Source organism: Tardiphaga sp. 619_E2_N8_4 (assembly GCF_051810905.1).
Lineage (GTDB): Bacteria > Pseudomonadota > Alphaproteobacteria > Rhizobiales > Xanthobacteraceae > Tardiphaga > Tardiphaga robiniae.
Window position 1 is genome coordinate 3,682,227 of record NZ_JBPWQJ010000001.1, and the last position, 23,432, is coordinate 3,705,658.

The 23,432-nt window shown below is 61.2% G+C and carries 26 protein-coding genes; 22 read left to right on the top strand and 4 right to left on the bottom strand.

Translation table 11 applies throughout. The features are described 5' to 3' along the window. The first annotated feature begins 155 nt into the window (after positions 1-155). The 4 genes from dapA (at position 156) to AB8A23_RS17665 (ending at position 2,718) form a co-directional block, all read left to right on the top strand. The gene (gene dapA / locus AB8A23_RS17650) at positions 156-1,049 is read left to right on the top strand and encodes a 4-hydroxy-tetrahydrodipicolinate synthase (protein ID WP_093761388.1); all 894 of its coding nucleotides are present in this window, start codon (positions 156-158) and stop codon (positions 1,047-1,049) included. Positions 1,050-1,149: 100 nt separating this feature from the next. Continuing rightward, the gene (gene mscL, locus AB8A23_RS17655) at positions 1,150-1,566 is read left to right on the top strand and encodes a large conductance mechanosensitive channel protein MscL (RefSeq protein ID WP_439058723.1); all 417 of its coding nucleotides are present in this window, start codon (positions 1,150-1,152) and stop codon (positions 1,564-1,566) included. Positions 1,567-1,630: 64 nt separating this feature from the next. Then, positions 1,631-2,104, top strand: coding sequence for an SsrA-binding protein SmpB (smpB, locus tag AB8A23_RS17660; RefSeq protein ID WP_068732465.1), 474 nt, complete (start codon positions 1,631-1,633; stop codon positions 2,102-2,104). 38 nt (positions 2,105-2,142) lie between these two features. Next, complete coding sequence (locus AB8A23_RS17665) at positions 2,143-2,718, top strand: peroxiredoxin (protein ID WP_093761390.1); 576 nt, start codon at positions 2,143-2,145, stop codon at positions 2,716-2,718. Positions 2,719-2,724: 6 nt separating this feature from the next. On the opposite strand, the gene AB8A23_RS17670 is transcribed toward AB8A23_RS17665, so the two are convergent. Further along, positions 2,725-3,609, bottom strand: coding sequence for an NmrA family NAD(P)-binding protein (locus tag AB8A23_RS17670; protein ID WP_439058722.1), 885 nt, complete (start codon positions 3,607-3,609; stop codon positions 2,725-2,727). Between the two features lie 110 nt (positions 3,610-3,719). Between AB8A23_RS17670 and AB8A23_RS17675 the strand changes: the two genes are divergently transcribed. Next, a complete protein-coding gene (locus AB8A23_RS17675) occupies positions 3,720-4,613 on the top strand; it encodes a LysR family transcriptional regulator (RefSeq protein WP_439058721.1) in 894 nt (297 codons plus the stop codon). Position 4,614: 1 nt separating this feature from the next. Here the strand turns inward: AB8A23_RS17675 and AB8A23_RS17680 are convergent, their stop codons facing one another. Further along, on the bottom strand, positions 4,615-5,322 hold the full coding sequence (locus AB8A23_RS17680; protein ID WP_439058720.1) for a uracil-DNA glycosylase: 708 nt from the start codon (positions 5,320-5,322) through the stop codon (positions 4,615-4,617). Next, positions 5,303-5,929 (bottom strand): LabA-like NYN domain-containing protein, encoded by a 627-nt coding sequence (locus AB8A23_RS17685; protein ID WP_068732474.1) that lies wholly within the window; start codon positions 5,927-5,929, stop codon positions 5,303-5,305. The genes AB8A23_RS17680 and AB8A23_RS17685 overlap by 20 nt, the downstream gene beginning before the upstream one ends. Positions 5,930-6,298: 369 nt before the next feature. On the opposite strand from AB8A23_RS17685, the gene rpoZ reads away from it, so the two are divergent. The 17 genes from rpoZ (at position 6,299) to arsC (ending at position 21,878) form a co-directional block, all read left to right on the top strand. Next, on the top strand, positions 6,299-6,691 hold the full coding sequence (rpoZ, locus tag AB8A23_RS17690; protein WP_068732476.1) for a DNA-directed RNA polymerase subunit omega: 393 nt from the start codon (positions 6,299-6,301) through the stop codon (positions 6,689-6,691). A 153-nt stretch (positions 6,692-6,844) separates the two neighbouring features. Beyond that, positions 6,845-9,166: a RelA/SpoT family protein gene (locus AB8A23_RS17695; RefSeq protein ID WP_439058719.1), complete on the top strand. Its 2,322-nt coding sequence runs from the start codon at positions 6,845-6,847 to the stop codon at positions 9,164-9,166. 33 nt (positions 9,167-9,199) lie between these two features. Continuing rightward, the gene (locus AB8A23_RS17700; protein WP_439058718.1) at positions 9,200-9,964 is read left to right on the top strand and encodes a pyridoxine 5'-phosphate synthase; all 765 of its coding nucleotides are present in this window, start codon (positions 9,200-9,202) and stop codon (positions 9,962-9,964) included. Beyond that, positions 9,961-10,380 (top strand): holo-ACP synthase, encoded by a 420-nt coding sequence (gene acpS / locus AB8A23_RS17705; protein ID WP_175368494.1) that lies wholly within the window; start codon positions 9,961-9,963, stop codon positions 10,378-10,380. The genes AB8A23_RS17700 and acpS overlap by 4 nt, the downstream gene beginning before the upstream one ends. A 285-nt stretch (positions 10,381-10,665) precedes the next feature. Beyond that, entirely contained in the window at positions 10,666-11,424 is a 759-nt protein-coding gene (gene lepB / locus AB8A23_RS17710; protein WP_089264616.1) for a signal peptidase I, read from the top strand. After that, positions 11,421-12,242 carry a ribonuclease III gene (gene rnc, locus AB8A23_RS17715; RefSeq protein WP_089263817.1) on the top strand — a complete coding sequence of 274 codons (822 nt, stop codon included), beginning with the start codon at positions 11,421-11,423 and terminating at the stop codon, positions 12,240-12,242. The genes lepB and rnc overlap by 4 nt, the downstream gene beginning before the upstream one ends. Beyond that, positions 12,232-13,185, top strand: a complete 954-nt coding sequence (gene era, locus AB8A23_RS17720; RefSeq protein WP_184517685.1) for a GTPase Era — start codon at positions 12,232-12,234, stop codon at positions 13,183-13,185. Before rnc ends, era begins: the two co-directional genes overlap by 11 nt. Positions 13,186-13,218: 33 nt before the next feature. Beyond that, on the top strand, positions 13,219-13,611 hold the full coding sequence (locus AB8A23_RS17725; RefSeq protein ID WP_120292114.1) for a hypothetical protein: 393 nt from the start codon (positions 13,219-13,221) through the stop codon (positions 13,609-13,611). 45 nt (positions 13,612-13,656) lie between these two features. Next, positions 13,657-14,406 carry a DNA repair protein RecO gene (gene recO / locus AB8A23_RS17730; RefSeq protein WP_089263820.1) on the top strand — a complete coding sequence of 250 codons (750 nt, stop codon included), beginning with the start codon at positions 13,657-13,659 and terminating at the stop codon, positions 14,404-14,406. Positions 14,407-14,541: 135 nt separating this feature from the next. Beyond that, positions 14,542-14,976: a hypothetical protein gene (locus AB8A23_RS17735; RefSeq protein ID WP_439058717.1), complete on the top strand. Its 435-nt coding sequence runs from the start codon at positions 14,542-14,544 to the stop codon at positions 14,974-14,976. A gap of 77 nt (positions 14,977-15,053) precedes the next feature. Beyond that, on the top strand, positions 15,054-15,347 hold the full coding sequence (locus AB8A23_RS17740; RefSeq protein WP_439058716.1) for a hypothetical protein: 294 nt from the start codon (positions 15,054-15,056) through the stop codon (positions 15,345-15,347). A gap of 9 nt (positions 15,348-15,356) precedes the next feature. After that, on the top strand, positions 15,357-16,823 hold the full coding sequence (locus tag AB8A23_RS17745; protein ID WP_439058715.1) for a TolC family protein: 1,467 nt from the start codon (positions 15,357-15,359) through the stop codon (positions 16,821-16,823). 13 nt (positions 16,824-16,836) lie between these two features. Next, the gene (locus AB8A23_RS17750; protein ID WP_439058714.1) at positions 16,837-18,222 is read left to right on the top strand and encodes a multicopper oxidase family protein; all 1,386 of its coding nucleotides are present in this window, start codon (positions 16,837-16,839) and stop codon (positions 18,220-18,222) included. A gap of 52 nt (positions 18,223-18,274) precedes the next feature. Next, positions 18,275-18,736 (top strand): cupredoxin domain-containing protein, encoded by a 462-nt coding sequence (locus AB8A23_RS17755; protein ID WP_439058713.1) that lies wholly within the window; start codon positions 18,275-18,277, stop codon positions 18,734-18,736. Between the two features lie 40 nt (positions 18,737-18,776). Beyond that, positions 18,777-19,079, top strand: a complete 303-nt coding sequence (locus AB8A23_RS17760) for a copper-binding protein (protein ID WP_439058712.1) — start codon at positions 18,777-18,779, stop codon at positions 19,077-19,079. 181 nt (positions 19,080-19,260) lie between these two features. Beyond that, positions 19,261-21,519 (top strand): DNA topoisomerase IV subunit A, encoded by a 2,259-nt coding sequence (gene parC, locus AB8A23_RS17765; protein ID WP_439058711.1) that lies wholly within the window; start codon positions 19,261-19,263, stop codon positions 21,517-21,519. Positions 21,520-21,530: 11 nt separating this feature from the next. Next, positions 21,531-21,878, top strand: a complete 348-nt coding sequence (gene arsC, locus AB8A23_RS17770; protein WP_439058710.1) for an arsenate reductase (glutaredoxin) — start codon at positions 21,531-21,533, stop codon at positions 21,876-21,878. Positions 21,879-22,053: 175 nt separating this feature from the next. Here arsC and AB8A23_RS17775 read toward each other — a convergent pair whose 3' ends face one another. Continuing rightward, the gene (locus AB8A23_RS17775; RefSeq protein WP_439058709.1) at positions 22,054-23,022 is read right to left on the bottom strand and encodes an amidohydrolase family protein; all 969 of its coding nucleotides are present in this window, start codon (positions 23,020-23,022) and stop codon (positions 22,054-22,056) included. Positions 23,023-23,432: the final 410 nt, after the last annotated feature.

Here is a 23,432-nt window from a genome sequence, read left to right on the forward strand (position 1 = left end):
CGGCCACGGCGGCGAAATCACGGCCAAACAGCCGGTAAACCGCGCTGAAACCGCTTCGGGCGGTCTTTCGCCGCAGCCACAGACTCGGTAAGACTTGCTGTTCAATCAATCGGTTCAAGCAGACGGCTAAAGCCGCATCGCGTTCGGAGCAGACCATGGCAGCCACCAAGACGAATTTCCGGGGGTCTTACACCGCGCTGGTCACGCCGTTCAAAGATGGCGCGCTGGACGAGGCAGGCTTTCGTGCGCTCGTCAGCTGGCAGATGGCCGAGGGCAGCAACGGCCTCGTTCCGGTTGGCACCACGGGCGAGAGCCCGACGTTGAGCCACGAAGAGCATTACAAGGTCGTCGAATGGTGCATCGACGAAGCCAAGGGCCGCGTGCCGGTGATCGCTGGCGCCGGATCCAACTCCACCAAGGAAGCGGTAGCTTTGGCGAAGCACGCCGAGAAGGCCGGTGCGGATGCGGTGCTGGTGGTGACGCCGTATTACAACAAGCCCACGCAAGAGGGCATGTATCAGCACTTCAAGGCGGTGAACGACGCGATCGGCATTCCGATCATCATCTACAATATTCCGCCCCGTTCGGTGGTCGATATGTCCGTGGACACCATGGCGCGCCTGTATGAGCTGAAGAACATCGCCGGCGTGAAGGATGCCACTGCCGATCTCGCGCGTGTGTCCAAGCAGCGTCACGCGATGGGACCGGATTTCATCCAGATGTCCGGCGAAGACATGACCGCGCTGGCCTATATGGCGGCGGGTGGTCATGGCTGCATTTCGGTGACGGCGAATGTTGCGCCGAAGCTGTGTGCCGAACTGATGTCGCTGGTGCTCAAGGGCGACTATGCCGGGGCGCTCAAGGTCCAGGATCGCCTGACGCCGCTGCATGACACGATCTTCAAGGAGCCGGGCCTTGCCGGCGCCAAGCACGGCCTCGCTTTGCTGGGCCGCATCAAGGAAGAGGTACGTCTGCCGCTGATGACGGTGACGCCGCCGACCGGCAAGGTGATCCGCGACGCCATGGTCTTCGCCGGCCTCATCAACTAGGCATCTGCATCAACCGGATGTTGAGTGATTTTGGCTGCGTCATCTCTCCCTATTTGTAAGCGCGTACTTGTCGTTCGTTGAAAACAAAAAGGAATTGCAGATGCTGAAGGAATTTCGCGATTTCGCGATGAAGGGCAATGTGGTCGATCTCGCGGTCGGCGTGATCATCGGCGCGGCCTTCGGTGCCATCGTCTCGTCGATGGTGGCCGACGTCATCATGCCGATCATCGGTGCGATCACCGGCGGTCTCGATTTCTCGAATTACTTCACGGGTCTCTCAAAATCCGTTACGGCAACCAATCTGGCCGACGCCAAGAAGCAGGGCGCCGTGCTGGCCTGGGGCAGCTTCCTGACCCTGACGCTGAACTTCATCATTGTCGCCTTTGTCATGTTCCTGGTGATCCGCTTCATGAACCAGCTGAAGCGCAACGATGCCGCCAAGCCGGTTGAACCGCCGAAGCCGACCCGTGAAGAAGAACTGCTGACCGAGATCCGCGACCTGCTCAAGAAGGCCTGAGCCCAAGGCTTGGGTCGGGCATTCGGGGCCCTATATTCGGTCAGCACGCTGAAAGTATTGAACGATGGCCGAAAAGAACGAACGCCCGATCAAAGTGATCGCCGAGAACCGCAAGGCGCGGTTCAACTATGCCGTCGAGGACACGGTCGAGGCGGGTATCGCCTTGACAGGCACCGAGGTGAAGTCGATCCGCAACGGCAAGAGCACCATTGCGGAATCCTACGCCGATCCGAAGGACGGCGAGATCTGGCTGATCAACTGCAACATACCTGAATATCTGCAGGCCAACCGCTTCAACCACGAGCCGAAGCGGCCGCGAAAGCTGCTGCTGCATCGCAAGCAGATCAACAAGCTGATGGGTGCGGTAGAACGCCAGGGCATGACCCTTGTGCCGTTGAAGATGTACTTCAACGAACGCGGCCGGGTTAAGCTGCAGCTCGCGCTGGCAAAGGGCAAGCAGCTCCACGACAAGCGTGCGAGCGAGAAGGACCGTGACTGGGGCCGCGAGAAGGGCCGTCTGTTGCGCGCGCGGGGATAAGGCTGGGCGTCGCCCATTCTTTCAAACAAGAGGATGAGATGACGCAAGGCAACCTGCTCGAAGTCGACTGGAGCAAGATTCCGGCGCCGGAAGACGACGGCGCCGCCAATCATCTGACCGGCATGACCATCCCGCCGGTCAGCCTGCGCGCCACCAACGATACGGCGGTCACGCTGTCCGAGCTCACTGGTCGCACTGTGGTGTTCGGCTATCCGCGCACCGGCGAGCCCGGCAAGATTGGGCTGGTCGATGACTGGGACATGATTCCGGGCGCGCGTGGCTGCACGCCGCAAACCTGTTCGTTCCGGGATCTGTTCGCGGAGCTGAAGGCCGCTGGTGCCAAGCATGTGTTTGGCCTGTCGACGCAGAGCAACGAATATCAGACCGAAATGGCTGGACGGCTGCATCTGCCGTTTCCGGTACTGTCCGACGAGCAACTTGAGCTGAGTGACGCACTCAGCCTGCCGACCATGGAGGTCGCCGATCTCACGATGATCAAGCGCATGGCCATGATCATCGATGACGGCAAGATCACCCATGTGTTCTATCCGGTGTTTCCGCCGGACCGGAACGCAGGCGATGTTCTGGAATGGCTGAAGGCGAACCCGGTCTAGCCCAGGCTAGGACGAGCCTGCTTTGACGGGTGTCTCGACAACGAGCGCTTTGATCGCTTGATCGATTGTGATCGTGCCCTTGCGCGATTCCGCCTCGCGTTTGGGGAAGTCGATCCAGCCTTCGTTGAAGCCATCGAGCATCTGCATTCGCGGTGTCGGATTCGTCATGCCTTGCTCGCGAAATAGTCTGTCCCAGCCATCGCGCGCAACGATGCGAGTTTTGACGGGACCGCCGAGCGCGTTCGTGAACGCCTTGGCGATATCGTTCGGCGACACGCGGCGTGGACCTTCGAGATCGATCACGCGATGGCCCACCCAGCTTTCGAGCAAGAGCTCTGCTGCTGTGCGGCCGACGTCGTCCGCGGAGACCATCGGGAAGGTTTTATCCAGCGGCTGGAGATAGCTCGAAATGACGCCATCCGTGCGTGCAGGTGTGACATCCCACGCCGCGTTCTCCATGAACCATGCCGCGCGCAGGAAGGTCACGGGCATCGGCAAGTCGGCGAGTGCGTGTTCGAGCAGTCCGAGCTGGTTGAGCAGATTCGGCTGCGGCGCATCCGCTCCAATAGTTGAAAGCACAACCAGTTTCGGCGGCTGCGCCACGCGGAGTGCGGTGTGGAGGGCTTCGATCATCGCGCGGCCCTCGGTAAAACCGGGGCTCGGGTCAAATGTCGGCGGCAGCATCGCGAACGCGCCGTCGACGTTCGAGAGAGCTTTTGTCAGCGCCGAGGCATCGCGAGTGTCGGCGAGGGCGATATCCGCGCCGCGTGCTGCCCATGTCTTGCTTTTGCTGAGATCTCGAACGACGACGCGGATGGATTGATTGGCGGCAAGCAGCGTGCGGGCGACAGCGCCGCCGACTTTGCCGGTGGCTCCTGTGATGGCGAACATGGTGGCTCTCCGAATGGGTGAGAATGCCGGTGTTGTCCCATTTTTCGATATTTGACTGAAACGAGAACAGGTCACATCATTGCTGACAAAACATCAGGAATGGCGTTGCGATGGACGGACGACTTTTGACCGGCGTGACCGTGCTGGATGCTGTGATCGCAGGTGGAGGTTTCTCGCGGGCGGCAGAGGCGCTGGGTATGTCGGCATCCGGCGTCAGTCACGCGATCGCGCGGCTGGAGGCCCGGCTCGGCGTAAGGTTGCTAGACCGCACGACGCGTTCGATTGCGCTCACCGATGAGGGGCGCAGGTTTTACGAGCGGGTGCGGCCGTCGCTGGAGGAGATCGAGGAGGCGGCAGTCGATGCCTCCGGCGCTTCGGCTCGGGTGCGAGGTCGGCTCCGGGTCAATATCGATCCATTCTTCTCACGCCTCGTGCTGGCCGGTCATCTCGGTGGTTTTCTCGCGACATTTCCTGAATTGGCACTGGAGACGATCACCCGCGAACACGTCGGCGATCTGGTGGCCGATGGCGTTGATGTGGCCGTGCGGTTCGGCGAGCCACTCGGCGCATCTCTTATCTCGCGCAAGCTTGCAGATATTCAGGTGCTGACCGTTTCGTCACCGCGCTATCTGAAACGCCATGGCCGACCGCAGGCGCCAATGGAATTGCTGAAGCACCAATGCATCGATTTTCGCGATCCGCAGACCGGTCGCCCCTACGACTGGGAGTTTCATCGCAAGGGCAAAGTCCTTCCTGTCAGGATCTCAAGCCGGCTGGTATTGAGCGATGCGGGAACCATGCTGACGGAGTGCCTGGCGGGGACGGGGATTTGCCAGGTGCTTGCCATTGCCGTGAAGGATCAACTCGCGAAAGGCAGCCTGGTCAACCTGTTTCCGGATTGGGCCGACGAGACGTTTCCGCTCTACGCGCTATATCCGTCGCGACATCATCCGCCGGCGAAGGTGCGCGCCTTCATCGACTTTGTGTCGCGAACGGTTCGCTGACTTACTGCGCCAGATCCGCTTTCACTCGCGCAAACACCGCACGAAACATCTCGGGCGTCAGCACGCGCGTGTTCGTGTTGTATCGCGAGCAGTGATAGCTGTCGTAGAGCTTGAAGCGGCCGACATCGTGGACGGCGCCGTGCGCAAAGGGCGCTGTCACGGCGCGAATGCCGAGCGTCCTCAGCATCGTGTCGTGGGCGACGCGGCCCAGCAGCACGATGGCGCGCAATCGCGGCATGGTGTCCATCGTGGCAATCAGGAACGGCCGGCAGGTGGTGATCTCGACGGGGAGCGGCTTGTTCTGGGGTGGTACACAGCGCACGGCATTGGTGATCCGGCAATCCTGTAGCGTCAGCCCGTCATCAGGGCGTGCTTCATAGGTGCCGGAGGCAAAGCCAAAATCCAGCAAAGTCTCGTAGAGCAGGTCGCCGGCATAATCGCCGGTAAAGGGACGCCCGGTACGATTGGCGCCCTGCACGCCGGGGGCGAGGCCCACGATCAGGAGCGCTGCATCGGAGGTGCCGAACGACGGCACGGGGCCGTTATAGCCGCCAGGATCCTTCGCGCGCACCGCCATGCGGTAGTCGACGAGACGTGGGCAGAGGGGACAATCGCGCCCGGGGTCGGTGGGAGTACCGGCGGAAATCGCGGAGGCGACCACCGCCGGCTGTTGTCTGCTGAGTTGCGTCTTAGTCTTCGAAATCTTCATCGCCTCGTGGCGCCATGGTGGTCGCGCGCTGCAGGAATTGCGGCGTCTGGTGACGCGGCTCGCGCGGAGCAGGGCGCTCTGCCGGATCGCGGCCGAGCTTGCTCTGCAGCTCCATGAGATCGGTAAACACGTCTGCCTGCCGGCGCAACTCGTCGGCGATCATGGGGGGCTGGCTCGAGATGGTGGACACCACGGTGACGCGGACACCGCGACGCTGCACGGCTTCGACCAGGGAGCGGAAGTCGCCGTCGCCCGAGAACAGCACGATCTGGTCGACATGTTCGGCCAGTTCCATGGCATCGACAGCGAGCTCGATGTCCATATTGCCCTTCACCTTGCGTCGGCCGGACGCATCAATGAATTCCTTGGTGGCCTTGGTTACCACCGTATAGCCGTTGTAATCGAGCCAATCGATCAGCGGGCGAATCGACGAGTATTCCTGATCCTCAATAATGGCGGTGTAATAGAAGGCCCGGACGAGGGTCCCGCGGCTCTGAAATTCCTTGAGGAGGCGCTTGTAGTCGATGTCGAAGCCGAGGGTCTTGGCGGTGGCGTACAGGTTGGCGCCGTCGATGAAGAGTGCGATCTTGTTAGATGTGAGGGACATCAAGTTTTCTCATGTGGTTTGTTGTTGTTAGCGTTTTTGGCGCGACTTCGTCGTTGCGCATTTGAATCACATTTGTCGTCCGCTCTTCGTCGGATCGGCTTTATTGACGCCACGCAATCAGCTGGTCTGGAACTGCCCGAATATGCCGATCCATCTTCCCTTGCAATGAAGCCTTTTGGTGTCGAGATATCCGCTTCTGGCCAGATGGTGCCACCGCTTCTGCGGTCTTTTTGAGGGTACCATAGTGCGGCAGAAAACCAAGCCAAGAAGGACGCAATTCCAAATTGGTCCTTGCGAATGCCGCAAAGTCCCTATACGCACAGCACTTAATCATCATATTCGGTCCCACAACAAACGGAGCGACATTTTATGGCGCGCGTAACCGTCGAAGATTGCATCGATAAGGTCGACAACCGGTTCGACTTGGTGTTGCTGGCAGCACACCGGGCACGAATGATCTCGTCCGGTTCACAACTTACGATTGATCGGGACAACGACAAGAATCCGGTTGTTTCGCTGCGCGAAATCGCTGATCAGACCATTTCCCCGGAAGATCTCCGTGAGGAACTGGTCCATTCGCTGCAGAAGTTCGTGGAAGTCGACGAGCCGGAGCCGGATACGATTCCGCTGATCGGTTCCGCTGGCGCCAGCGTCGATGCCGACGATACCGAAGTGGCCGTCGAGCGTATGACCGAAGAAGAGCTCCTCAAGGGTCTCGAAGGCCTCGCTCCGCCGGAAGAGCAGCCCGAAGAAGACGAGTAAAGCGATACACACGGTCTTTTGCTTAGCCGTTTTGATTATCAGTCATCACAAAGGCCCGGACATGCGTCCGGGCCTTTGCTTTTGCAGTCCGTTTCGGGGCAAACTTGAGACGAAGAATCCAGGTCGCTGCTGACCGGATCGAACGAGGCTAGGATGGCGACTTCGCGCCGTAATAAACGGCAGATGCAGGCTGCGAACGACACGGTCGCCGCGGTCTCGCCAGTTTCGCCTGAAACGCTGTCTGCAGAGACGCCAATTCCGGCCAAGGTGCCGCGGACGTCCCGTGTCCGGATGATGCGGCAATACGATCTGGTGGACCGCGTCCGGGCCTATAACCCGAACACCGATGAGGATCTGCTCAACCGCGCCTATGTCTATGCCATGGTCGCCCATGGCGAGCAGACACGGGCCTCCGGCGATCCGTATTTCTCCCATCCGCTGGAAGTGGCGGCGATCCTCACCGACCTGAAGCTCGACGACGCCACCATCGTGGCGGCGCTGCTGCACGACACGATCGAGGACACCGAGGCGACCCGGACCGAAATCGACAAGCTGTTCGGCGCCGAAATCGGCGCGCTGGTCGAGGGCCTGACCAAGCTGAAGCGGCTCGAACTGGTGTCGCGCGAAGCCAAACAGGCCGAGAACCTGCGCAAGCTGCTGCTGGCGATCGCCGACGACGTCCGGGTCCTGCTGATCAAGCTTGCCGACCGTCTGCACAATATGCGGACGATGGAGTTCATGCCGCCGGCCTCGCGCCGCCGCATCGCCGAGGAGACCCTCGACATCTATGCGCCGCTCGCCGGCCGCATGGGTATGCAGGCGATGCGCGAGGAGCTCGAGGAACTGTCGTTCAAGGTGCTCGATCCCGACGCCTATCTGGTGGTGATGCAGCGCCTGGACTCGCTGACCGAACGCAATCGCAACCTCATCGACATGATCGAGAGCCATCTCTCCACGAAGCTGGAGAAGAACGGCATCGCGGCGCGGGTCACCGGCCGACGCAAGAAGCCGTTTTCGATCTGGACCAAGATGAAGCGCAAGTCGGTCGGCTTCGAACAGCTGTCGGACATTTACGGCTTCCGCGTCGTGCTGCAGGACATGGAGGCGTGCTACCGCGCACTCGGGGTCGTGCACACCACCTGGCCCGTCGTGCCGGGCCGCTTCAAGGATTACATCTCGACGCCGAAGCAGAACGATTATCGCTCGATCCACACCACGGTGATCGGCCCCGGCAACCAGCGCGTCGAACTGCAGATCCGCACCGAGGACATGAACAGCATCGCCGAATACGGCATCGCCGCGCATGCGTTCTACAAGGATGGCATCGGTTCGCCGACCGAAATGCTCAAGCGCGAGTCGAATGCGTTTTCATGGCTGCGCCATACCATTGGCATTCTCTCGGAGAGTACCAATCCGGAAGAATTCCTGGAGCACACCAAGCTCGAACTGTTCCACGACCAGGTGTTCTGCTTCACCCCGAAGGGCAAGCTGATCGCGCTGCCGCGCAATGCCAATGTGGTCGATTTCGCCTATGCCGTGCATACCGACGTCGGCAACAGTGCGGTGGGTTGCAAGATCAACGGCAAATTCGCGCCGCTGTCGTCCGAGCTGCAAAATGGCGACGAAGTCGAAGTGCTGACTTCGGCCGCACAGCAGGCGCCGCCATCCGCATGGGAAGGCCTGGCGGTCACTGGCAAAGCGCGCGCCGCCATTCGCCGTGCGACGCGAACAGCGGTCCGTGATCAATATGCCAGCCTTGGCCGCCGGATCGTCGAGCGCCTGTTCGTGCGCGCCAAGATGGAATATTCGGACGACCAGTTGAAGGGCGCGCTGCCGCGTCTGGCGCGCACGTCTATCGACGATGTGATGGCCTCGGTCGGCCGCGGCGAATTGCGCGCCGCGGACGTCGCGCGTGCGATGTATCCCGACTACAAGGAAGAGCGCATCGGCCGCTTTTCGGCCAACAACAAGAAGTCGACGGCGGACAAGGTCAGAACGCCGGATGGCGCGGCACGCTTCACCTCAATCATCTCGATCGGTGGCGTCGATTCCGATCTGCCAATTAAATTCGCTCCGAACGGTGGCGCCGTGCCGGGCGACCGCATCGTCGGCATCGTTACGCCGGGCGAGGGCATCACGATCTATCCGATCCAGTCACCGGCGCTGAAGGATTTTGAAGAGGAGCCGGAGCGCTGGGTCGACGTGCGCTGGGATATCGATGAATCCTCGCCGCAGCGTTTCCCAGCCAGACTCTTTTTGCAGAATGTCAACGAGCCGGGCAGTCTGGCGCAGATCGCTCAGGTCATCGCCGACCATGACGGCAATATCGACAATATCAGCATGCATCGCCGCTCGCCCGATTTCACCGAACAGACCATCGACCTCGGTGTCTACGACCTCAAACATCTCAGCGCGATCATCAACCAGTTGCGCGCCAAGGCCGTTGTCGCCAAGGTCGAACGGGTGAATGGATAGCGTCTCCCTTTAGGCACCTTCTGGAATTCCGTCATGTCTTCATCCTCGCTGCGCCTCGGCGTCAACATCGATCACGTCGCGACCCTGCGCAACGCGCGGGGCGGCAAGCACCCGGATCCCGTTCGTGCTGCGCTGGAAGCCATTTCGGCCGGTGCCGACGGCATCACCGCGCATTTGCGCGAGGATCGTCGCCATATCCGCGATGCCGATATGGAGCGACTGAAGGCGGAGATCTCCAAGCCGCTGAATTTCGAAATGGCGGCGACGCCGGACATGGTGCGGATCGCGCTGGCGGTGAAGCCTCATGCCGTCTGCCTGGTGCCGGAGCGGCGTGAGGAGCTGACCACCGAAGGCGGCCTCGACGTGGTCGGCCAGCGTGAATCGCTGGAGCCATCAATCGCGCGCTTCACCGAAGCCGGCGTGCGGGTGTCGCTGTTCATCGCGGCTGATCCCAAGCAGATCGAAATGGCCGCTAAACTAAAGGCCCCCGTGATCGAACTCCACACGGGCGCCTGGTGCGACGCGATCACCGATGGCGATACCGCGAAGGCCGCCAACGAGTGGCAGCGCATTGCCGCCGGCGCCAGGCTGGCGAAATCCGCAGGCCTGGAAGTGCATGCCGGCCATGGTCTCGACTATGCCACCGCCGAGACGATCTCGGCGCTGCCCGAAATCATGGAGCTGAACATCGGCTACTATATGATTGGCGAGGCACTGTTCATCGGTCTGTCCGATACGGTGCGTCTGATGCGCGCGGCGATGGATCGCGGGCGGATGCAGTCCAAGGGCGCCTCATGATCATCGGCATCGGTTCCGATCTGATCGACATTACGCGCGTCGCCAAGGTGATCGAACGCCATGGCGATCGCTTCCTCGATCGCATCTTCACCGAGGCTGAGCGGGCGAGGGCGCAGCGCCGCGTGAAGAGCGAGAGGATGGTGGTGGCGACATATGCCAAGCGTTTCGCTGCCAAGGAGGCCATGTCCAAGGCGCTGGGCACCGGCATCCGCCAGGGGGTCTGGTGGCGGGATATGGGCGTCGTCAACCTACCCGGGGGGAAGCCCTCCATGAAGCTCACCGGCGGTGCGCTGGTGCGGCTGCAGGCCCTGATACCGCCGGGGCATGATGCCCAGATCGATCTGTCGATCACGGACGATTGGCCGCTGGCGCAGGCTTTCGTCATAATTTCGGCCGTCCCGTCGCCCAAGCCCTGAGGGCTGGCCGGGAGCCGCACCTGAAGCGGTGCGATCACAAGCCGGCACGTCAAACTGGCGGGAAATAGCGGCTTTTCGGGGCGGTTCATTGCACCGTTACCAACAACCGTTTAAACCTGCGAGGACACCGAACCGACGCCAATTCTCGCTGACGCCGCTCATGGCATTTGCAGGACTTTGCCGTAATTATATGAATCTAATGCATTTTTCGTGCGAGGCGCGACGCCGCCTTGCCCCAAAATGCGCTGCCAGCCGCGCGGCGACGCTGCGGGAATCGGGAAAGCGATGAGTGTGACATCCGGGACCAAGACTGAAAGCGGCGTCGGCGAGACCATCCGTGTTGTCATCAACGCACTGCTGATCGCGCTGGTGATCCGGACCTTCCTGTTCCAGCCCTTCAATATCCCGTCGGGCTCGATGAAGGCCACGCTTCTGGTCGGCGATTACCTCTTCGTCTCGAAATATTCCTACGGCTACAGCCACTATTCGATCCCGCTGTCGCCGAATATCTTCTCCGGCCGCGTCTTCGGCTCCGAGCCGTCGCGTGGTGACGTCGTGGTGTTCCGTCTGCCGAAGGACGACTCTACCGACTATATCAAGCGCGTGATTGGTCTGCCCGGTGACCGCGTCCAGATGAAAGAGGGGCTGCTCTACATCAACGAGAAGCCCGTGCAGCGCGAGCGTATGAGCGACTTCGTCGGCGAAGATCCGTGCGGTTCCGACGCAACGGCGCGCGTCAAGCGCTGGAAGGAAACGCTGCCCAATAACGTCACCTATGAGACGCTCGATTGCGTCGACAACGGCTTCTACGACAACACCAATGTTTACACCGTGCCGCCCGGCAACTTCTTCATGATGGGCGACAACCGCGACAATTCGACGGACAGCCGCGTGCTGTCGGCCGTCGGCTATGTGCCGTTCGAGAATCTCGTCGGTCGCGCGCAGATGATCTTCTTCTCGATCGCCGAAGGCGAACATGCTTGGCAGATCTGGCGCTGGCCGACCGCCGTACGCTGGAATCGAATTTTCTCTATCGTGCGATGACCGACGACTCCAACAATCCCATCGAGACCGCGCCGAAGACCGACGAAGTTAGCTCGACGACCGAGGCTACGCCGGAGACGGCTGCTGCCCGCAAGAAGAAGGCACGCGCAGCGGCGAAGGTCGCCGCAGCCGAGATCGAAACGCGGATCGGTCACAGCTTCAAGGACCCGCTGCTGCTGGCGACAGCCTTCACCCATGTGTCGGCCCTGAAGTCGCAGCGCAGCCGGACCGAGAGCTACCAGCGTCTCGAGTTTTTGGGCGATCATGTGCTTGGCCTCGTTGTCTCCGACATGTTGTTTCGTGCTTTCCCGAATGCGGATGAAGGCGAGTTGTCGAAGCGGCTCGCCGACCTCGTCCGCAAGGAAGCATGCGCCGACGTGGCACGGTTGCTTGGTCTTCTCGAGGGTATCAAGCTCGGCACGGTCGGCGCCGGCGCCGGTCAGCGGTTGCGCAAGTCGGTCCTCGGCGATATCTGCGAAGCTGTGATCGGCGCGATCTTCCTCGACGGGGGCTATCCGGCTGCGGAAAGCTTCGTGCAGCGCAACTGGACCGAGCGCATGCGCAAGCCAGTGCGCCCGCTGCGCGATCCGAAGACGGTGTTGCAGGAATGGGCCCAGGGCCGCGGTCTGCCGACACCGGCCTATCGGGAGGTCGAACGATCCGGTCCGCATCACGATCCGCATTTCAAGATCGAGGTGGATGTGAAGGGTTTTGCGCCTGCCGAGGGCGAGGGCGGCAGCAAGCGCGCCGCCGAGAAGGCCGCGGCGCAGGCAATGATTGCGCGTGAAGGCGTCAGCAGTGGCGGCAATGAAGGATAATGTCGTGAGCGATGCTGAACCAGATCATGAGTCCGAAGGGACACCCGTCGAAACCCGCTGCGGCTTTGTCGCGCTGATCGGTGCGCCCAATGTCGGCAAGTCGACGCTGGTCAATGCGCTGGTCGGCTCCAAAGTCACCATCGTCTCGCGCAAGGTGCAGACCACCCGCGCACTGATCCGCGGCATCGTGATCGAGAACCACGCCCAGATCATCCTGGTCGATACGCCCGGCATCTTCCTGCCGAAGCGGCGTCTCGACCGGGCGATGGTCAAGACGGCATGGAGCGGTGCGCATGATGCCGACGTCGTTTGCGTGCTGCTCGATGCCAAAGCGGGCATCAACGAAGAGGCCGAGGCGATTTTCGCGCAGCTTGCGAGCGTCAATCACCCGAAGATCCTCGTCATCAACAAGGTCGACATCGTCTCGAAGGAAAAGCTGCTGAAGCTGGCACAGATGGCCAATGAGCGGCTGAAGTTCGAAGAGACCTTCATGATCTCGGCGATGACCGGTGACGGCGTCGACGACCTGCGCCGCAGGCTCGCGGCTGATGTTCCCGCCGGCCCGTATCATTATCCCGAAGACCAGATGTCGGATGCGCCGATGCGGCATCTCGCGGCGGAAATCACCCGCGAGAAGATCTTTCGCCAGTTGCATCAGGAACTGCCGTACCAATCGACCGTGGAGACCGATAGCTGGACCGAGCGCAAGGACAAGTCGGTGCGGATCGAGCAGACGATTTTCGTCGAGCGCGAAAGCCAGCGCAAGATCGTGCTCGGCAAGGGCGGCGCGACGATCAAGCAGATCGGTGCGGACTCGCGCAGGGAGCTGACCGAGATCGTGGGCGCGCCCGTGCATCTGTTCCTGTTCGTGAAGGTGCGCGAAAACTGGGGCGACGATCCCAATCGTTATCGCGAAATGGGCCTCGAATTTCCTCACGAGTGATCGGGGAGCGATGATGGAAGTGCAGCCGACAAGATGACCGCTCCCGCCAACCTTCCGAAGAACGTCTTCTATTTCGAAGTCCTGCTCTACATGTCGCTGATCCTCGACGCGCTGTCGATCGCGTTCCAGGACCGCACGCCTGACCTTGCGATGTCCGAGAGCACCATCATGGCGGCGAATCTGGTCGCCGCTTGCATGCTGTTGTTCTTCGTCTGGCTCGTCTGGCTCGCCGCCTATCACCGCAAGGGCTGGCCGCGCTGGGTGCTGGTGGTGTCGCTGGCATTCTCGGTATTGTCGCTGTTTCAGGTGCTTGGCCTGTACGGACTGCAGTTCGACAGTGCGATCGAGATCGTGTCATGCATCCTGACCGGGCTCGGGCTGTATTGCGCTTTCACCGGCGATGCGAAAACGTGGTTCAAGGCCTGATCGCATTTACTGCGGCGGCTGCCGAATTCCTGTAAACTGCCCCCCATGGAATGGACGGACGAGGGCATCATCCTTGGCGTGCGGCGGCATGGCGAATCCAGTGCCATCGTCGAATTGCTGACGCGTAGCCATGGTCGTCATCTCGGCCTGGTGCGCGGTGGTGCGGGGTCAAAGATGCGACCGCTGCTGCAACCCGGCAATAGCGTGCAGGCGATATGGCGCGCGCGGCTGGACGAACAGCTCGGCTATTACCTGATGGAAGGCACGTTGATGCGTGCCGCGACGCTGCTGGGTTCGTCCCATGCGGTCTACGGCATCACCCATCTCGCCTCGCTGGCGCGGTTGCTGCCGGAGCGCGATCCGCATGAAGACATCTACGAGACGCTGGAGCGCATCCTGGATGACTTCGATGATGTCGGCGAAGCCGCGCTCCATGTGATCCGGTTTGAGCTGGCGATGTTGACCGAACTCGGCTTCGGCCTCGATCTGGAGAATTGCGCTGCCACCGGCGTGACCTCTGACCTGATTTACGTGTCACCCAAATCTGGCAACGCGGTGTCCCGGACCGCGGGTGAACCGTATCGCGACCGGCTGATGCGGCTGCCGTCATTCCTGCGCGAGAGTGAAGACGGCCAGAACAGCATCTCCGACCGCGACCTGCAGGATGGCTTCGACCTGACCGGGCGCTTTCTGCTCCGCAACGTGCTGGAACCGCGCGGGCAGGGCCATTCCGACGCCCGCGAAGGGTTCATCAACGCGGTGACGCGGCACCTCGCGCGAATCTCATCGTCCTGAGGCAAGTTCGACATTGGCGAATGCCGGATTCGCGTCTATGTTCCGTGCGTTGACGGGTTGATAGGAAGATATCGCATCCAGATGCCGGTTCGTCTGACCAGAGTACAGCGACTAAGGGCAGGGTGGTTCGTCGCCTTGGCCTATTTGTTGTGCGTGCTGGCGCCGACGATCTCCTTTGCCTTGCCGGGACAGCACCCGGTCGCGCCGTGCCTGACTGGCGAAAGTCATATGACCGGCATGGTTCATGTTAATAGCAGCGCGTCTGCGCACATGCATGGGGATGGTCACGCGCACGATCATTCTGTCGCGCACGCATCAGCCGCACACTCTGCAGCCGCACATGCTGATGGCGACCACGCATTGACGGCGATCGACGATGCCTCCGGTTCGCACAAAGTGCCGCATTCACCGAACGGTCCATGCTGCGGCCTGATGTGTATTTCCGCACTGCCGGCACCGCTGACTGACATCGTGACCCCTTCGGTGCCGACGGTCCTTCGTGTCACCGAAGGCTATCGCGCGGTCACCGACAGTGCGCCCGCCCGGCTCTACCGCCCTCCCATTTCCTGATCTGATCGTATCGACGCGGTGCCGTGCCCGCTAAGGGCACGCGCACCTGTGATCCATCGTCATTTCAGGAAAATAACATGCTTGCGCAGCTTGGGGCGAAGCTCGCCGCCGTTTGTTCGGTGGTCGGGAAGCTATTCGATATCAGATTTGGAATCCTCGCAGCGATGACCGCTGCCAGTATGGCGCTCGGTGGCTGCATGCCAGTGACCGCACCGTTGGTTGGCGCCGACCCGGCAGATCCCGGCGCCAAGGTCGCTGGTGTCGGCTATCGCTCCACTGTGGCTCCTTACAGCAGCCTCCGGCCGGTTGCCCCGTCGGCATGGCGCGAGCAGAACGACCGTGTCGCTCCTGTGCCGAAATCTGGCCGGTAGGGGCACGTCATGTTCAACAGGCATCACAAGTCGCGCACGCATGCGCGCCAATTCGGTTCAAGGTCTGCAGCCGGCATTACGCTGCTATCGACGCTGTTGCTGGTGGGATGTGCATCGTTTTCGCCGGATCGCGGTATGGGCGTCGTCGCCGGGGTCGCAGGCGATACCATCAACAAGGACGTGATGGCGATCCGGACGCCGGATGACGCACAACGTGCCGATGCGACCGTCAAAGCCCTGCTGCGGCGGCCATTGACAGTCGACAGCGCGGTCCAGATCGCACTGCTCAGTAATCGCGGGCTGCAGGCCGCCTATAACGAACTGGCGCTGGCTGAGACTGACCTGGTCGGCGACAGCCTGCCGCCCAATCCGACATTCTCGATCTCGCGCATTTCCGGCAACGGCGCGTTGGAAATCGAGCGACAGGTCGTCGGCGATATTCTCGCGCTGGCGACACTGCCGTTCCGCTCCGAGATCGCCCGTCAGCGATTCCAGAAGGCGCAATTGCGCGCCGCGGAAGAGACGCTGCGGCTGGCCGCTGACGTCAGACGCGCCTACTACCGCGCCGTCGCTGCCAATGAACTTGTTGGCCTGCTGACGGACGCCAAGTCGACGGCGGAAGCCACAGCGCAACTCGCGCAGAAGCTGGGCGAGACCGGATCGCTGAACAAGCTCGACCAAGCCCGCGAGCAGGTATTCTACGCGGAGACGACCGCCGATCTCGCAACGCTCCGCCAGGAGGCCACGAGTTCGCGCGAGCGTTTGATCCGTCTGCTCGGACTCTGGGACACCGATATCGGCATCAGGCTGCCGCAAAAACTTCCAATACTGCCGCGCCAGCCGCTGTCGTTGCCGCGCATCGAGGTCGATGCCGTTGCACACCGCATTGACCTGCAGATCGCCCGCATTGAACTCGCTGCTCTCGCCAAGTCGCTGAACCTCACTGAAGCAAGCCGGTTCGTGACGTTGCTCGACGTCGCCGGCATCGACCGCAAGACGCGTGATCCGGAGGGCGCGCCGTTCCGCGAACCCGGCTTCGACGTGCAGTTCCAGATTCCGATCTTTGACGGTGGTGAAGTGCGCGTTCGACAGGCCGCAGAAATCTACAATCAGGCCTTCAACCTGTTGACCGAGAAGGCGGTGAATATCCGCTCCGAAGCCCGCGATGCCTTCAGGGTCTATCGCTCGACCTACGATATCGCCGGTCACTACCAGCGCGAGGTGCTGCCGCTCCGCAAGATCATCTCGGAGGAGATGCAATTGCGCTTCAGCAGCATGCAGGTCGATGTATTCGCGCTGTTGACCGAGGCCCGCCAACGCATCGCAGCTTTGCGCGCAGCCATTGAAGCCAAGCGCAATTTCTGGCTCGCGCAGTCGGAACTGCAGACCGCGATCAATGGCGGCGGCCGCAGCGAACCATCATCCGAAACAAGATCCGCGACGGCCGCGCAGGCGTCCAGTGGAGGAGGGCACTGAAATGGAGAAAACCATGTTGTCCCGGCGAAACTTTCTCGGCACAGCCACGGTGCTTGCCAGTGCGGCTGCGGTGACCGGCCGCGCCCAGGCGGCGAGTATTCCCGAAGCGCCCATGATGGACAAAGTAACGATGCAGCCACCGCTGCATCCGCCGAGCGGGCCCGACTACAATCCGGTGGTTACGCTCAACGGCTGGACATTGCCGTGGCGTATGAATGGCGACTGGAAGGAATTCCATCTGGTCGCCGAGCCCGTCGAGCGCGAATTCGCGGACGGCATGAAAGCATATCTCTGGGGCTACAACGGCCAGTCGCCGGGGCCGACGATCGAAACTGTCGAAGGCGACAAGGTTCGCATCTTCGTTACCAACAAACTGCCGGAGCACACCACCGTGCATTGGCACGGTGTGATCCTGCCAAGTGGCATGGATGGCGTCGGCGGGCTGAGCCAGCCGCACATCAAGCCCGGCAAGACCTTCGTCTACGAATTCGAGATGAAGCACAGCGGCACGTTCATGTACCACCCGCATTCGGACGAGATGGTCCAGATGGCGATGGGCATGATGGGGATGATGGTCGTGCATCCCCGCGACAACAGCTTCCGGCCCGCCGATCGCGATTTCGTCTTCATCATGAGCAGCTATCTCATCGATCCCGGCACCTATCTGCCGAAGGTCAACGAGATGACCGACTTCAATATGTGGGCGTGGAACAGTCGCGTCTTTCCCGGCATCGATCCGTTGCCGGTGCGTCTCGGCGACCGTGTGCGGATACGGGTGGGCAATCTCACGATGACCAACCATCCGATCCATCTGCATGGGCACAAGTTTGCGGTCAGCTGTACCGATGGAGGATGGGTGCCTGACAGCGCGCAATGGCCGGAAGTCACCACTGACGTGCCGGTGGGTGCGATCCGCGCATTCGATTTTGTCGCCGACAATCCCGGCGATTGGGCGTTCCACTGCCATAAGTCGCATCACACCATGAATGCGATGGGTCACGACGTCAGAAACCTGATCGGCGTCTCCAAAAAGGATCTGGCGAAGGCAGTCGGCAAGCTCGCGCCGGATGCGATGGTGATGGGATCCACCGGCGGCGCCATGGGCGAGATGGAGATGCCGGCGCCGGATAACACGCTGCCGATGATGACGGGATCAGGTCAGTTCGGTCCGATCGAGATGGGCGGCATGTTCAGCATCATGAAGGTGCGGGACGGACTCGCGCGCGACGATTACCGCGATCCGGGTCCTTACGATTTCCCGAAGGGCACGGTGGCCTATGAGATCGAGGCGCCCCCAAGCGAAGCTCCACGACAGACGGGCGTGAAGGACAAAACCATCAAAGGCCAGGGATCGAAGCCGATGGATATGAAGAAGGGCATGAAAATGAAGGGAATGTAGGGCCGGGACTGCACATCGTCATCACAGACAACAATCAACACGGAAAACTGAAATGAACGAGACTCGAAAATACATTGGTCGCGGCGTCATGCTGGCCGCGATGGCTTACTCGGCCGCTGCTGTGGCCCACGACAAGCACGGAGGATATTCGGCCGGCGAACCCGGCGATCCCAAGAAGCCGGCGCGGGAGATCGTCGTCAGCATGAACGAGATGGATTATTCGCCTGCGGTCATTGAGGTCAAGCGCGGCGAGCAGATTCGCTTCGTCATCCGTAACGCCGGGACAGAAGCACATGAATTCCTGCTGGCGACCACGGCAGAGAATCTGAAGCACGGCGAAGCGATGAAGAAAAATCCCGATATGGAGCATGACGAGCCCAACGGCCTGCGTCTCGCTGCCAAGAAGTCCGGGGAAATCCTGTGGAAGTTCTCGAAGGCAGGGACGTTCGAATATTCATGCCTGATCCCGACGCATCGCGAATTGGGGATGATCGGCAAGGTCATCGTGAAATAGCCCGATGCGAACAGCTCAATCTCACGCAAAGGACTGCACTATGAAGACCAATGGATTTGTCGCGCTTGTCGCGTTTGTTGCGCTCTCAATGTTCTGCGTCGCGGGTTACGCGCAGGACGCTGCGGTGCGCGGAGAAGTGAAGAAGATCGATGAAGCGGCAGGCAAGATCACGCTGAAGCACGGTCCGATCAAGAGCCTCGATATGGACGAGGGCATGACCATGGTCTTTCGCGTGAAAGACCCGGCGATCCTGAAATCGGTCAAGGTGGGCGACAAGGTGAAGTTCGATGCCGGTCGCGTCGATGGTCAGATCGTCGTGACCTCCATCCAGAAATCCAAATAGCCGCGGGAAGATGGCGTCCAGGCTGAGCCTGGAACCGCCATCTATCCCATCGCCTAATGGCTGACGAAATGACGTGGGCGACCTCTCCCCGGGGCGAGGGCGCCCCGATATCGATGGAACTTGATCGGTGGCGCGTGATTCATTTCTTGCCCGATTCGCCGGGAGGCGCTAACCCCTCGCCATGGGAAAAAGACTGATTCCGCCGGAGCCGGCTGAAATTCACGAAGTGCAGCTGCGGGACGCGCTCGAGGAGCGCTATCTCGCTTATGCGCTGTCAACGATTATGCATCGGGCGCTGCCGGATGCGCGGGACGGCTTGAAGCCGGTTCACCGCCGCATCCTCTATGGTATGCGCCTGCTGCGGCTCGATCCGGGCACGCCATTCAAGAAATCCGCCAAGATCGTCGGCGACGTGATGGGCTCGTTCCATCCGCATGGCGACCAGTCGATCTATGACGCACTGGTGCGCCTCGCGCAGGATTTCTCGTCGCGTTATCCGCTGGTCGATGGCCAGGGCAATTTCGGCAATATCGATGGCGATAGTGCCGCGGCCTATCGTTACACCGAAGCCCGCATGACCGATGTTGCGCGGCTGCTGCTCGAAGGCATCGACGAAGACGCGGTCGAGCTGCGCCCGAATTACGACGGCCAGACCAAAGAGCCGGCCGTGCTGCCGGGCGGTTTCCCGAACCTGCTGGCCAATGGCGCGCAGGGCATCGCGGTCGGCATGGCCACCTCGATCCCGCCGCACAACGTCGCCGAACTCTGCGACGCCGCGCTGCATCTGATCGACAAGCCCGACGCCAAATCGAAATCGCTGATGCGCTGGGTGAAAGGTCCGGACTTCCCGACCGGCGGCATCATCGTCGATTCCAAGGAAAGCATCGCCGAAGCCTATATGACCGGGCGCGGTTCGTTCCGCACCCGCGCCAAGTGGCATGTAGAAGAGGGCGTCCGGGGTGCCTGGAATGTCGTGGTCACCGAGATTCCATGGTTGGTGCAGAAGTCGCGGCTGATCGAGAAGATCGCCGAGCTGCTCAACGACAAGAAGCTGCCGCTGATCGGTGACATCCGCGACGAGTCCGCCGAAGACATCCGCGTCGTCATCGAGCCGAAGACGCGCAATGTCGATGCCGGCCTGGTAATGGAGTCGCTGTTCAAGCTCACCGAGCTTGAGAGCAAGATTCCGCTAAATCTCAACGTGCTGGTGAAGGGGCGCATCCCCAAGGTGCTCGGCCTTGCCGAATGTCTGCGGGAATGGCTCGACCATCTGCGCGACGTGCTGCTGCGCCGCTCCAACTTCCGCAAGAACCAGATCGAACATCGGCTGGAAGTGCTCGGCGGTTACCTGATCGCCTATCTCAATATCGATGAAGTCATTCGGATCATCCGCACCGAGGATGAGCCGAAGCCGGCTTTGATGAAGGCGTTCAGCCTCACCGAATTGCAGGCCGAGTCGATCCTGAACATGCGGCTGCGCAGCTTGCGCAAGCTCGAAGAGTTCGAGATCAGGAAAGAAGACAAGGAGCTCCGCGCGGAGCTCAAGGGCATCAACGCGATCCTGAAGTCCGAAACCGAGCAGTGGGCCAAGGTCGGCGAGCAGGTCCGCAAGGTGCGCGACATCTTCGGGCCGAAGACGCCGCTCGGCAAACGCCGCACGGTGTTCGCCGATGCGCCGGAGCACGATCTCGCAGCCCTCGAAGAGTCGCTGGTCGAGCGCGAGCCCGTCACGGTCGTGATTTCCGAGAAGGGCTGGGTCCGCACGCTGAAGGGCCAGGTTGCGGATCTCTCCAACCTGACCTTCAAGACCGACGACAAGCTCGACAAGGCGTTCTTTGCCGAGACGACTTCGAAGCTGATGCTGCTGGCCACCAATGGCCGGTTCTACTCGCTCGACGTCTCGAAGCTGCCGGGCGGTCGCGGCCATGGCGAGCCGATCCGCCTGTTCATCGACATGGAGGGCGATGCCGCCATCGTCTCGATGTTCGTGCACAAGGGCGGCCGCAAGTTCCTGATTGCCAGCCATGACGGTCAGGGCTTCCTCGTCAATGAGGACGACTGCGTCGGCACCACCCGCAAGGGCAAGCAGGTGCTGAATGTCGAGATGCCGAACGAGGCGCGGGCGCTGACGGTGGTCGGCGAAGGCAGCGATCAGGTCGCTGTCATCGGCACCAACCACAAGATGGTGATCTTCCCGCTCGACCAGGTGCCCGAAATGGCGCGTGGCCGCGGTGTGCGGCTGCAAAAATACACCAGCGCAGGCCTGTCGGATGTCACCACTCTCGTGGCCAAGGAAGGCCTGACCTGGAAGGACTCGTCCGACCGCGAGCATCGCCTGACCTGGAAGGAACTGGCCGACTGGCGCGGCAATCGCGCGGACGCCGGCCGTCTCGCGACCGGCCTGCCGAAGTCGAACAAGTTCGGCCGGGTGATCGAGTAACCTCGCGCACCATGACGGTCACCATCTTCCACAATCCCTCCTGCGGGACATCGCGCACTACGCTCGCGATGATCCGGCAGAGCGGGATTGAGCCGGTGGTGATCGATTATCTCAAGACGTCGCCGGATCGCGCCCGGCTGGTCGCGCTCATCGGCGCCATGGGCGGAGGCGTTCGGGCGCTGTTACGCGAGAAGGAAAGTGTCTATGGCGAGCTTGGGCTTGCTGATCCCGCGCTCGGCGATGACGCGCTGATCGACGCGATCATCGCGCATCCGATCCTGATGAACCGACCCATCGTCGAGACGCTGAAGGGCACGCGATTGTGCCGGCCGGCAGATGTGGTGCTGGGGCTGCTCTAGGGATCCAACTCGCCGATCAAACGACGGCGTCATCCTGAGGAATCGCGCTCTTGCGCGGCGTTTCGAAGAACGGCGGCAAGGTTGGTGTCAACGGGCCCATGGTTCGAGACGAGCGCAAAGGGCGCGCCCCTCACCATGAGGGCTGCAGGTCTCGGCGCCAGATGGGCCGCGGCAATTACGTCACTGGCGTGAACTTGAACAGCTTCTCTGGGTTGGTCACCAGCAGTTTGCGTTGAACCGCGGGATCCGGCGCGTAAAGCGGGATCAGATCCACGAGCGTGCCGTCATTGGGCATGATCTTGACATTCGGATGCGGCCAGTCGGTGCCCCACAACACGCGGTCCGGCGCATTGTCGATCAACTGCTTCGCGAACGGCACGGAGTCATGGAATGGCGCTGCGCCAGCCGAGGCGCGTTCGAGACCTGTAATTTTTATCCAGCACTTATCGTCGCTGGCCTGCAGATCGAGCAGTGCCTTGAATTCGGGATCGTCGAGGCCCTTGGCGGCGCTGATCGTCCCCATGTGATCGATCACGTAAGTTACCGGGAGCGCTTTCAGGATCGGCACGAACTCACGGACTGTGCCGGCTTCGAGATAAATGTCCACATGCCAGCCGATGGCGGCGACGCGGTCGACCAGCGTACGGAAGACCTTCATGTCGCCGACGCCGCCAAGTCGTTTGAGGAAGGCGAAGCGGCAGGCGCGGATGCCGCCTTTGTCGAGCGCCATTAGATCGGCTTCCGACATGCTGTTGTTCACATTGGCGACGCCCCTGTACTTGCCGCCGCTCTGCGCGATCGCGTCGATCACCACGCGGTTGTCAAACCCATGGACGGTCGCATTGACGATGACGGCCCGTTCGACGCCGATCGCTTCATGCAGCTTGCGAAACATCTCGAGCGGAGCGTCAGGCGGCGAGTAGGGGCGCTTGGGCGAGAACGGATACACCGCGGCAGGGCCAAAGATGTGTGTATGCGTATCGACGCTTCCGGCGGGCGCGCGGAACTTTGGAGGAATTGTATTGAGATCGGGGCCGGCAATGGCGGGGATTGCGGGTTCGTCGGCAGCCTGCGCTATTCGGCTTCCAATCACATTTGTGAGGCCAAGTGATGCCATCGCGGCCAGAACGTCACGTCGGTGCATTTAATCTCCTTGCGTCTGCATGCGCTGCGGCATGCACCAGACGTGAATCATCGGTGCATGTGTCGCCGTAGAGCGGCACCTGCAAATTTGTTGGCTGTCGAAACGATATATGTCTCTGCTGGAATACGAGCTGCGCTCACGGCCGGATGATGAATCTCTGCAGCGTTTCACCCTGAAAGTTATTTGTTGGAATCCAGAGCGCGCATGACGTGCAACGGAAACAGACCGCATCAAAACTAGTGGGGGTGAATTTATGAAACAAATGAGAAATTCGGGATAATAGCGCTATCTCGTGCATATATTGCAAATCCGTAAGGTCGCCTGAATTCGAACAGCTTGCTATCGAATTGTAATAGGCGTATCGCCGCAGCCCGACGAAGCGGCGCGTCGATCGCGCGAAGAATGATAGT